This is a genomic window from Specibacter sp. NPDC078709 (assembly GCF_040686795.1).
GTDB lineage: Bacteria > Actinomycetota > Actinomycetes > Actinomycetales > Micrococcaceae > Specibacter.
Window position 1 is genome coordinate 1 of the sequence record NZ_JBFBLU010000019.1, and the last position, 11,269, is coordinate 11,269.

The following is an 11,269-nucleotide window of genomic DNA, read 5'->3' on the forward strand; positions in this document are numbered from 1 at the left end:
TAAGCAAACGCCCTAAAGCCATGGTAGCTACGGGTTAACGCTAGAAGGGCGGTTGGTGTTGCTGTAGAACCTCTACAGCAACACCAACCGCCCTTCATGCAGCAACTCAACTACCGTAAAGTAGCGCGAGTATTAGCCCAGGGTCAGTCCTAGTTAGATCAGGACTAGCCTTCGCCGCCAGCGTTACCGGTGGTGCCGGCATTGACGTTGAGCAGATCGTACTTGGCGATCGCCTGACGGGGTGCGTCGGCGTCGACCTTGCCGTCCTTGGCCAACATCTGCAAGGTGCGAACAACCACTGAGTGGCTGTCGATCTTGAAGAAGCGGCGGGCCGCGGCGCGGGTATCGGAGAACCCGAATCCATCGGCGCCCAAGGTGGCGAAGTCGTTGGGCAGGAACTGACGAACCTGATCCGGCACAGCCTTCATGTAATCGGTCACGGCAATGACCGGACCGTGTGCGTCTGCCATCTTGGCGGTGATGTACGGGACACGAGGCTCATTTTCCGGGTGCAGGAACGCGTCCTCTTCGGCGGCAACTGCGTCGCGGCGCAGCTCGTTCCATGAGGTGACGGACCAAACATCGGCGGCCACACCCCACTCGTCAGCGAGGATCTGCGCAGCTTCCAAAGCCCACGGCACAGAGACACCAGAAGCCAGCAACTGCGTGCGCGGTCCCTCGTGCTCGCTCTTCTTGAGCAGGTAGAGGCCCTTGACGATGCCTTCGACGTCCATGTTCTCCGGAGCCTTGGGTTGCACAATCGGCTCGTTGTAGACAGTGATGTAGTACATGACGTTAGGATCCGTAGAATCCGGCCCGTACATGCGCTCCAGACCTGACTTGATAATGGCGCCAATTTCGTAACCGTACGCGGGGTCATAGGTGACCACGGCAGGGTTGGTGGAGGCCAGGAGCGGGGAGTGACCGTCAGCGTGCTGCAGGCCCTCACCGGTCAAGGTTGTGCGGCCGGCCGTGGCGCCAATGATGAAGCCACGGGTCATCTGGTCACCGGCGGCCCAGAAGCTGTCGCCGGTGCGCTGGAAACCGAACATGGAGTAGAACACGTAGATCGGGATCAACGGTTCGCCATGGGTTGCGTAGGCGGTTCCGGCTGCGGTGAACGCAGCTACGGAACCGGCCTCGTTGATGCCTGCGTGCACAATTTGTCCGGAGATGGACTCCTTGTAGGCCAGCACCAGATCGCGGTCCACGGACAAGTAGTTCTGACCGTTGGGGTTGTAGATCTTCGCGGTCGGGAAGAAGGCGTCAATACCGAAGGTACGTGCCTCATCCGGGATGATCGGGACAATGCGCTGCCCGATTTCCTTGTCTCGCATCAAATCCTTGAGCAAACGCACAAACGCCATGGTGGTAGCTGCCTGCTGCTTGCCGGAACCGCGGTTAGCGACCTCGTAGGTCTTCTCGCCCGGCAGGGTCAGCTCGGTGTGTTTGCTGCGACGCTGCGGAACAGAGCCGCCCAATTCGCGACGGCGATCCATCATGTACTGGATCTCCGGTGTGTCCATACCCGGGTGGTAGTACGGCGGACGGTACGGATCGGCTTCCAAAACCTCATCAGAGATGGGCAGGCGCAGGTGCGTCCGGAAGTCCTTCAAGTCCTGCAAGGTCAGCTTCTTCATCTGGTGCGTAGAGTTACGCGCCTCGAAGTGTGTGCCCAGGCCATAGCCCTTGACCGTGTGGGCCAAGATGACTGTCGGCTTGCCCTTGAAGTCCATGGCTGCCTTATAGGCGGCGTAAACCTTGTGGTAATCGTGGCCACCGCGCTTGAGGTTCCAGACCTGATCGTCGCTCAGGTGAGCGGCGAGTTCCTTGGTCTGCGGCGTCTGGCCGAAGAAGTGCTCGCGCACAAATCCGCCGGACTCGGCCTTGTAAGTCTGGTAATCGCCGTCGCGCGTGGTGTTCATGACGTCCACGAGTGAACCGTCGGTGTCACGCTCGAGCAGGTCATCCCACTCGCGGCCCCAGAGGACCTTGATGACGTTCCAGCCGGCACCGCGGAAGAACGCTTCGAGTTCCTGAACGATCTTGCCGTTACCACGCACCGGACCGTCGAGGCGCTGCAGGTTGCAGTTGATCACGAAGGTCAGGTTGTCCAGCTTGTCGTTGGCGGCAAGCTGGAGCAGGCCGCGTGATTCGGGCTCGTCCATTTCGCCATCGCCCAAGAAGGCCCAGACGTGCTGGTCGGAGGTGTCCTTGATGCCGCGGTTGTGCAGGTAGCGGTTGGACTGCGCCTGGTAGATGGCGTTCATGGGGCCAATGCCCATGGAAACCGTGGGGAATTCCCAGAACTCCGGCATGAGGCGCGGGTGCGGGTAGGAGGACAGGGCGTGCCCTTCCTTGGACTTTTCCTGACGGAATCCGTCCAAGTCCTCCTCGCTGAGGCGACCTTCTAGGAACGCGCGTGCGTACATGCCGGGGGAGGCGTGGCCCTGGAAGAAGACCTGGTCACCGCCGCCAGCATGGTCCTTGCCGCGGAAGAAGTGGTTGAAGCCCACTTCGTACAGGGTTGCCGCACCGGCATAGGTGGAGATATGTCCACCGACGCCAATGTCAGGATGCTGTGCACGGTGCACCAAGATCGCGGCATTCCAGCGCAGCCATGCGCGGTATTTACGCTCGATCTCTTCGTTGCCGGGGAACTCAGGTTCCTGATCGACTGGGATGGTGTTCACGTAGTCGGTGGTCGTGACCATAGGCACGCCGACGCTCTGCGCGCCGGCCCGCTGCAGCAGGCTACGCATGATGAACTGGGCACGTTCAGTGCCCCGTTCCTGAATCAACGTATCCAGGGACTCAAGCCATTCGGCTGTCTCTTCCGGATCGCGATCAGGCAGCTGGTTTGTCAACCCGCTGAGGATATGGGAGCTTTCGTCTCCTGCAGCCACGTCCAACCTCTCTTAAAAGCAGTGTGGGGCGCCCAAAGCTGTGGCCATGGGCGTGTTCTAACACTGTAGACCGGAGGAAGCGCTTGTGCGTAGCTGTGGCTCTTGCATGAAGTTGCTTCGGCGCACTTGCCTGTGTCGTCGGTGCGCCCAATGTGGGGAACCGTGAACAAACCCTGAACAAAGTAGGTAAGGTAAATCACAACATTCCCCAAGGGGGGTGAGTTCGGTAGCCGCCAGCAACACGTTAAGTGGAGGCAAGGTGGGCTCACCCCCTAGACTGGGGTTCAATGACCAACAATCCAGCGCGCAAGCGTTGACCGCAGGAGGAAATAACGTGAGTGAGGCCGACGCCGGCACTGTTGCCAAGGTGGCAGGCAGTTTAGGGTTCAAGGATGGCGATCTCATCCAGGAGCTCGGATACGACGACGACGTTGATTTTGACCTACGTGACAGCATTGAGACCCTCATTGGGTCGGAAATGTTTGATGAGCAGGATCATGACGTCGTAGATTCAGTCATCTTCTGGTGGCGAGAGGACGACGGCGATCTCGTGGACGCCCTTGTCGACTCGTTGACCACCTTGGATGAAGGCGGGGTGGTGTGGATTCTGACACCGAAGCAAGGCCGCGATGGTTACGTCCCGCCGTCGGACATTCAGGAAGCTGCCCCCACCGCTGGCCTCCATGTCACCACCACCGCTGGCGTGTCCACGGACTGGGCGGCAACGCGGCTTGCTCCGCGCAAACGCCAGTAGGTCCGTGTCACTGTCACGAGGCGAGTTCAGACAGGATTCTCCATGATGGACGACGGCGTCGGGCACCTAGGAGTGAAGCTCGGGGACATTGCCCCTGAGTTTTGTTTACCCAACCAGTTTGGGGAGCCAGTTTCGCTGGCTGGGTTGCGTGGCGCCGCTGTCATGGTGGTGTTCTATCCCTTTGCGTTCTCCGGTATTTGCACAGGGGAATTAGCTGCGTTGCAGGAAAGCCTGGGCGACTTTGATGACGCCGGAGTGCGCCTGCTGGCCGTCTCGATCGACACGAAATACACACTTCGGGCCTACGCGGCAGCGCAGGGCTACACCTTTGACCTGCTGGCTGATTTTTGGCCGCACGGCAAGGTGGCGCAGGAGTACGGCGTGTTTGATGCTGCTCGAGGCATGGCGGGGAGAAGCAGTTTTTTGGTCACCGCCGACGGAATTATCGCCGATATATTCAGCACTTCCACGGGAGAAGCCCGTCCTTTGGCTCGGTATCGAGCGTCCCTGGAACGGTTGTAACGATGGATAGTGTGCGCCCGGGCATTGGCCAAACTGGGTTTGTGCAGGAGTCGGTGGACGGTAGAGCGCGCGAGAGTAACGCGACCCCGTTGAGCCGTGCTGATATGAGCGCCTTGGACGGTGTTGCCGCAATGCTGAGTAACAAACCGTTCGCTCTGCTCACCGGTGCCGGCATCAGCACCGATTCCGGTATTCCTGACTATCGCGGGCCGGCCGCGCCGCCCCGAAATCCACTGACGTACCAAGAGTTTATGGGGGATCCCCAGCTCCGACGCCGGTATTGGGCCAGGAACCACGTGGGCTGGGCGAAAATGCGCTCAGCCACCCCCAACACCGGGCATCTTGCCGCTGCAGCGCTGGAACGCGCTGGGCTGCTAAGCGGCATTGTGACCCAAAATGTGGACCGGCTTCACGAAGCTGCCGGGGCCGAAAACGTGGTGGACCTCCACGGTCGCTTCGATCAGGTGCTGTGCACCGATTGTGGCACAAGCTATTCACGGTCTTTTCTGGCCATCATTCTCAAGGAGCTCAACCCCGGATTTTTGGATGCCGTCGAAGCTGCGGGTGGGGTTTCTGCGGCGCCAGATGCGGACGCCGATCTGGCCAGTGAGCAGCTCATTGCAGAGTTCAACGTAGCCAAATGCCCACTATGTGGTGGGCTGCTCAAACCGGACTTTGTCTTCTTCGGTGAAAATGTTCCCAAGGATAGAGTGGCGCGGGCCTTCAGCATGGTCGATGCCGCAGAGGCGTTAGTGGTTGCCGGTTCTTCCCTGACGGTCCTCTCGGGCCTGCGATTCGCCAAGAAAGCTGCCAAGGATGGCAAACCCGTCATCATCATCAACAGGGGTGAAACCCGTGGGGATTCGCTGGCAACAGTAAAGCTGGAGCTTGGCGTAGGGGAGACTATGAGCCATCTCACACGGCTACTGGGGGCTCGATTGGCGTAAACGGTAAAACGTCGTGTAAAGTAGTTTCTCGTTGGTCAGGCCAACAAGCGCAAAGCTTGAAAGTCTGAACGGTGAATGGGTCTTTAGCTCAGCTGGTAGAGCGCCACGTTTACACCGTGGATGTCATCGGTTCGATCCCGGTAGGACCCACCAAGGAAATGCCCGTTATTCCCTGCCAATCTGGCAAGGTATAGCGGGCATTTTGTTGTCTGCATCGATCCTTGGTTAGCGGCCAAAATGTGTGTACAGTCCGGGCGTGTCAGTGGGTTCCACGATCGCCATCTTCGAGTCGCCATGTCTGGCCCCGAAAATGCGATTAAACGGGCCATATCTGGGGACTCGAGTGCGGCCAAGGTCATGCAGCCACAGAATAGATTCCGAGTGGATGCTATCCCTTAGCGCGAACACGTTCGATGAGATCCACGATAGCGTCAGCGACGATGCGCGGTTGTTCCTGGTGCACGATGTGACCGCTGTCGGTGTCGCCGATAATCACGGTATCCGGTAGGAGCGCGGCAACTGCTGCCCGCGACTTGACTAAAACTGCGTCGAGTTTGTACCCAAAGTCAGCAGGCACCTCAGGCGGTTGTCCGCCGGCCGCGACGGACTCCTCGACGAGCGGCCCCCATGGGTGGTCTGCAGAGATGACGGTAAGCGGCATGGGCTGCATCGGCGGAGCTTGCCGAACCTGATCGAAGCTAGCCTGGATATCGAATCGTTCGATATCAGGGTACTCCACGAGCATCTCGCTGGTGTCACCATTGATAAGCGCAAGTTGAATCGCCCAGTCCTCAGGGCTGTACGCATCCTGCATCTCGATCGAGGTGGCGTCCACGAGCACGAGCCCGAGCACCTGATCGGGGTGGGTTGAGGCATATAGGCGCGCTACGAGTCCACCGATCGAGTGCGCGACGAGCACGAACTGCTCGCTTTCTCCCGCTGCGGCGAGGAGCGCATGCAGGTCATCGACGGCCGCGCGGGCGTTCGTCGGCATTGGTGCGGGGTCGCTTCGGCTGAAGCTTTCTCCGACAGGAGTTCCTGGACGGTCGAAGGCGCACACCCGAGTGTGCTGCTGGACATCTTCGAACACGGCTGGCCCATCGACACCGTCGGCGACCTCCATCCAGTCCTGAGCGGACGCTCTTTGCCCCGAGACCAGCACGACAGTTGGGGACCCCGTTCCCCGGCATTCGAGATACATTTGCCGACCATTACCGACATTGAAGAGGCCCGCCACCTCTGTACTTGGGTTGGCCGGCTCGGGAGACGTCGGCGCGTCAGCTTGGGGCGGCGCACATGAACTCAGCAAGGCAGAACTCAACAGGCCAGCGAGGCACGCCGCGTAAAGTTTGTGGAGGTATCGTCGCTGCATCGACATGGCAAGTCCCGTTCGTCGGGGAGCAACCGCCTCACCATGTTCAGTAAATGTCATCCGTGACAGCGGAAGCCTCCAATGTAGAGACCACTACCTCGTCATCGTACGCTCATGGACGAAAATTTACAGCCCACCGCGACGAGACTCAACAGACCCAGCACGAGACTCATCTAAAAAGTCCGGGAACTCTCACGCTTGCCTCACGAAGAAATATCCGCGTGAAATTTCGGGGTACCTGGCAGAGTGAGCAAGGAACTTGGGATGGCCACGCGCCGCGATATGACGAACAAGTGGCAATCGATGTTGCTGCCGTGATTACGCGGGTCCGGCATGGTTCCGCACGCCAAATTGGCGCGAGATCCGTACCGGACAACAATCAGGCGCAGTTCTTTTTGGGTGCGGGGGTTGTCGTGGACAGTCGCCCCCGGTGTACCGTGCGCGACTGGTAATAGCTACCCCCATCAGGGGTGTCCGCAATGGCAGCGAATGACCACAACGCACCCCTGCCCGACACCTCGACGAGCCCGACACCTTGACGAGCCCCTCACCTTGAGGAGGTCAGGTGCACCCACCAGGCGACGAGCACGCCAACCCCACCCCAGGAAAACTGCATGACCTGCTCGACGTGCGATCACGCACGCCGTTGCACGGTGAATCTTGAAGCTCGCCTCCAACTCACGCACAGGCACACCGTCTGCGTAACCGGAGGGCAGTTCAGCACAATTCGAGGCACTCAAAAGGGATTGAGAAGCACCTACGGAGGCCCACCAAAGAAGAACCCCGCCATTCAACACCGTCACGGTGAAGAACAGCGGGGTTCCTTGCCTTGGCAGACACTAGGATTGTCTGGACCACACGCTTAATAGGGGAGTGCATGCAGGACATCTCGTTCACCGCAATCGACTTTGAAACCGCCAACAACTTCCGGGCCTCCGCTTGTGCCGTCGGCATGACAAAGGTGCGCGCCGGCGTCGTGGTTGAACAGGTTTCCTGGCTCATGAAGCCGCTGCCTGGCTACGACGACTTCCACCCTGTTAACGTTGGCATCCACGGCATCACCGCAGCCCAAGTGCGCAACATGCCCGACTGGCGCCGCATCCACGGACCGATGATGGACTTCATCGGCAGTGATGCGCTGGTTGGCCACAATGTCAGCTTTGAGAAATCCGTGATTTCCAAGGCGAACGAGGCGTGCGGGCTCCCGGCCCCGGCAGCGGACTTTCATTGCACCCTGCAGTTGGCCAGGACGCACCTTGAGCTGGGCCACTACACGTTGTCTGACGTGGTCGGTGCCCTGGAACTTCCCGCCTTCAACCACCACGACGCCGGAGACGACGCGCGTGCCAGCGCGCTCATCGCGATTGAACTCGCCAAACGCAATGGCGCATCGAACCTTGCCGCCCTATGGCCTGCCACAGCGAAATCAACCCTGCCCAACTATTATTCAGCGGGCTACACACGCAAGCTGGCGGACCTGCCGCAGGCCAACATGCAGGCCAACCCCTATGGGCCGCTTTATGGGCAGACCATTGTTTTTAGTGGTGACCTGGTGGCCATGCCACGTGCGGAGGCCCAGAACGCTGCCGCAGCCAAGGGCGCAACCATCGCCAACGGCACCACGAAGAAGGTCACCCTGGTGGTCAGCGCCGACGGAGCTGCTGTTGCCCGTCCCAGCGCCAAGATCAAGAGGGCGCAGGAGCTTGCGGCTGCCGGCCAGGAAATCATGGTCATCAATGAAGTGCAGTTCCTGCGCCTCATGGCATTCAAATAACACGGAGCGCCATGTGTAGGCGGAGCAACGCGTCTGGGCGGCGTACGGAGTGCCGGAGGTGAGCCTGTGCGCGAGTGACAAGCCTGTGCGCGCGGCGTGCCAGCGCTGGGCGTTGCCAAAGCTGACATTCACGGCGTAAATGTGGCGCTCCCGCTTGGGGCCGCCGTCGCACTTGGCGTGCACAAGATGGACAGTCACAAAAGGACGGCGTTTGCGGAAACGGCGGGTGTTAGCCCGGAGCCCGCCGTTTTCGCGAACGCCGTCCTTTCGTCGTCTGAGACAGGCTGGCACCGTCTGAGGCGAGAGGCTGCCAGAATGTCACACCCACTCCATAGCGTCCTTCCCATGATTGAACTTGCGGAACAAGTGTTGGTGGAAACCACGAGTGAGGGGGCCTGTGACGGTGCGGCGCAATGGCAGGGTGTGGACGGTGGATGCCGAACCCCTGCGCTGGTATGAACGCACGCCATGGTGGAACCAAGTACAGCGGATGCCCGAGGGGCAGGGGCGTGTGGATGTGCAGGTTTGGCGGGTGCAGGCGCGATGGGGGCGCAATCAGCGCAACGAACTTGTCACCATGGACCTTGAACGTGACCATCATGGTGGGACGTGGCGCATGGGGGATGGTTAACGTGAAAGGTTCCCCGCCACAGCTATTGGGGGACGCTGTGGTGGGGAACCAGTACTAAAAATATAACGCTTGTTTCGATGGGATGCAAACTGACACGCAGAATTTCCAGATCGTTTCTGATCGGAGTTTGCGACGGCGTTAACCGCCATCGAGTGGACTAAACGCGCTGAGTTGAAAACGCAGATGATGCGATGAAAATCGCGAATTTGTCGCGTCTTCTGCAGCCTCGAACAGGTTCAGCGCATCATCTGCTGTTTCCAAGCAGAAGCCACTGACACGCCCGGACGGTACACACATTTTGACTGCTAACCCGGATCTCGAATTTTGGCCGCTAGCCCCTGTACTCGAGTCCCCAGATATGGCCCGTTTAATCGCATTCTCGGGGCCAGATATGGCGACTCGAAGATGGCGATCGTGGAAGCCACTGACACGCCCGGACGGTACGCACATTTTGGCTGCTAACCCACTAACCCCTGAGAATGCAGAGTTAACGTGGAGGACCTTCCACTGTGGCTATTGGGGGACGCCACAGTGGAAGGTCTGCAAACGAATATACCGGCATGCCGGAAAAAACACAAGAGTGGACGTTCTACCTCTTTGCCTGAACAGTATGATGAAAACTGTCCACTTCAATGTACTGTAAGTGAGCGGTAGAGCACCGCTCCGGGCTCTCCCGGGAACCTTCAGCGTCGAGGATAACTACGTGAGCGAAATTCAGGCCATACCCAGCAGGAACAGTGAAGTGCGAGGCCATGGATCTCCTGCCCCTGCCGTGACCCGCGCTTCCGCAGTGCTTGACGCCTTGGCACAGTCGGTCACGGGCCGGTTGACGCTCAGTGATCTTGCCCGCGAGCTGGGCATCCCCAAATCCTCCACATCCAACTTGTTGCAGGCGCTTGAGGATGCCGAGCTCATCACCCGCGTTGGTTCCGACTACGCCCTGGGTGTGAAATTGGTGGAGCTCGGGGCCGCCTACCTGAGCCGCCGCGACGAGGTCAGGGAGTTTTACCGCTTTTGCGAAGCCGCCCCCCTGCTCAAGGGCGAGACGGTACGTATTGCCATGCTCGACGGTGAGAATGTCATTTACTTGGCCCGTTATGAAGGACATCCTGCCGTGCGGCTGACCTCAAACATTGGGGACAAAATGCCCGTCTCCTTGTGCGCGGTGGGGAAGGCGCTGATTGCCAAGCTGCATGACCATGACCTGGACAGGCTTTACCCCGACGAGTCTGCGCTGCCTGTTCTGACACCCAAGTCACTGCGGACCGGTGCAGAGCTCAAGGCTGAGATCGCAGCCATCCGTGCCCAGGGTTATGCCTTTGAGGATGAGGAGTCCACCTTGGGTGTGGTGAGCCTTGGCGTGGCCGTTCCTACCCGTGGCTCGCACGGCCCCAGTCTTGGCGTATCAGTGACGGCGTTGCAGGCCACGTTCTCCGATGTGCAGCGCTCGGCCATGGTCCAGGAGCTCGTGGAGCTGTCCAAGATGTTGGGCAATCCCATGGGCTAGTGAGCCACATAACATTTTCCTCTTGGCCTACCGTTCAACATGTTGTACGCTGTTCAACATAGTGATCGACCTTAGGGTCGTTGTCGCCTGCCTGAACCAATGGTGGTTCGGTAAGTTTCAAGGGAGATTCAGTGACTACACAACCGCTACGCCCAGCACACGACGCCGCCTCGACAGTCGACGAGAAGGTGGATCCGGACCAGCTCCGCCGGGCCACCCTCGCCAGCTCCGTTGGTTCGGCGCTCGAGTACTATGATTTCTACATTTACGGCCTTGCCTCGGCCCTGATCTTCGGCCCCCTCTTCTTCGCTCCACTGGGCGACACCGGCGCCTTGATTGCATCCTTCGCCACCTACGGCGTCGGCTTTGCGGCGCGACCCTTCGGCGGCCTGGTATTCGGCTACATCGGCGACCGCTTCGGCCGCAAGCAGGTACTCTTGCTGACCATCGCCCTCATGGGTGGCGCATCCTTCGCCATCGGCCTGCTACCCACCTATGAGCAGGCAGGCATGGTGGGGGCCGTGCTGTTGGTGCTCATGCGCATCCTGCAGGGCCTGGGCGCCGGTGCTGAACAGGCTGGCGCCACCACGCTCATCTCCGAAGTTGCTCCGCGCAAACGCCGCGGCTTCTTCGCCGCCCTGCCGTTCGTCGGCATCCAGGTCGGTACACTGCTGGGTGCGGGAACCTTTGCGCTCCTTGGCATGGCCAACCCCGAAGTGCTTGAAGGCTGGCTGTGGCGTGTGCCGTTCCTGGCCAGCATCCTGCGCCCGTATGGTGATTTGGGACAGGGTTTAGGAGAATCTGTTTCATGTCTAATCGTCGTAAGTTCAGTCCGGAGTTCAAGGCCGAGGCTGTT

9 protein-coding genes and 1 tRNA gene are annotated in these 11,269 nt (G+C 59.7%); 8 read left to right on the forward strand and 2 right to left on the reverse strand.

Translation table 11 applies throughout. The features are described from left to right. Positions 1-164: 164 nt before the first annotated feature. Positions 165-2,906, reverse strand: coding sequence for a pyruvate dehydrogenase (acetyl-transferring), homodimeric type (aceE, locus tag AB0P14_RS17850; protein WP_363845502.1), 2,742 nt, complete (start codon positions 2,904-2,906; stop codon positions 165-167). 334 nt (positions 2,907-3,240) lie between these two features. On the opposite strand from aceE, the gene AB0P14_RS17855 reads away from it, so the two are divergent. The 4 genes from AB0P14_RS17855 (at position 3,241) to AB0P14_RS17870 (ending at position 5,282) form a co-directional block, all read left to right on the forward strand. After that, positions 3,241-3,660 (forward strand): DUF3052 domain-containing protein, encoded by a 420-nt coding sequence (locus tag AB0P14_RS17855; protein ID WP_363845505.1) that lies wholly within the window; start codon positions 3,241-3,243, stop codon positions 3,658-3,660. 42 nt (positions 3,661-3,702) lie between these two features. Then, on the forward strand, positions 3,703-4,182 hold the full coding sequence (locus tag AB0P14_RS17860; protein ID WP_363845508.1) for a peroxiredoxin: 480 nt from the start codon (positions 3,703-3,705) through the stop codon (positions 4,180-4,182). A gap of 2 nt (positions 4,183-4,184) precedes the next feature. Then, positions 4,185-5,129: an NAD-dependent protein deacetylase gene (locus tag AB0P14_RS17865; RefSeq protein WP_363845511.1), complete on the forward strand. Its 945-nt coding sequence runs from the start codon at positions 4,185-4,187 to the stop codon at positions 5,127-5,129. Between the two features lie 77 nt (positions 5,130-5,206). Then, positions 5,207-5,282 (forward strand) — tRNA-Val (locus tag AB0P14_RS17870). 235 nt (positions 5,283-5,517) lie between these two features. Here AB0P14_RS17870 and AB0P14_RS17875 read toward each other — a convergent pair. Beyond that, a complete protein-coding gene (locus AB0P14_RS17875) occupies positions 5,518-6,561 on the reverse strand; it encodes an alpha/beta hydrolase (protein ID WP_363845513.1) in 1,044 nt (347 codons plus the stop codon). Between the two features lie 817 nt (positions 6,562-7,378). Between AB0P14_RS17875 and AB0P14_RS17880 the strand changes: the two genes are divergently transcribed. The 4 genes from AB0P14_RS17880 to AB0P14_RS17895 form a co-directional block, all read left to right on the forward strand. Further along, positions 7,379-8,275, forward strand: coding sequence for an exonuclease domain-containing protein (locus AB0P14_RS17880; RefSeq protein ID WP_363845516.1), 897 nt, complete (start codon positions 7,379-7,381; stop codon positions 8,273-8,275). 430 nt (positions 8,276-8,705) lie between these two features. Further along, a complete protein-coding gene (locus tag AB0P14_RS17885) occupies positions 8,706-8,906 on the forward strand; it encodes a hypothetical protein (protein ID WP_363845519.1) in 201 nt (66 codons plus the stop codon). 712 nt (positions 8,907-9,618) lie between these two features. Continuing rightward, positions 9,619-10,413 carry an IclR family transcriptional regulator gene (locus AB0P14_RS17890; RefSeq protein ID WP_363845522.1) on the forward strand — a complete coding sequence of 265 codons (795 nt, stop codon included), beginning with the start codon at positions 9,619-9,621 and terminating at the stop codon, positions 10,411-10,413. 188 nt (positions 10,414-10,601) lie between these two features. After that, positions 10,602-11,269: MFS transporter (locus AB0P14_RS17895; protein ID WP_363845525.1), on the forward strand; the 668-nt coding region annotated here is incomplete at its 3' end.

Bases quoted from the DNA above. Each gene is read 5' to 3' on its own strand.
- AB0P14_RS17880 (WP_363845516.1), top strand. From the start codon at position 7,379: ATGCAGGACATCTCGTTCACCGCAATCGACTTTGAAACCGCCAACAAC.
- AB0P14_RS17860 (WP_363845508.1), top strand. From the start codon at position 3,703: ATGATGGACGACGGCGTCGGGCACCTAGGAGTGAAGCTCGGGGACATT.
- AB0P14_RS17865 (WP_363845511.1), top strand. From the start codon at position 4,185: ATGGATAGTGTGCGCCCGGGCATTGGCCAAACTGGGTTTGTGCAGGAG.
- AB0P14_RS17875 (WP_363845513.1), bottom strand. From the start codon at position 6,561: ATGACATTTACTGAACATGGTGAGGCGGTTGCTCCCCGACGAACGGGA.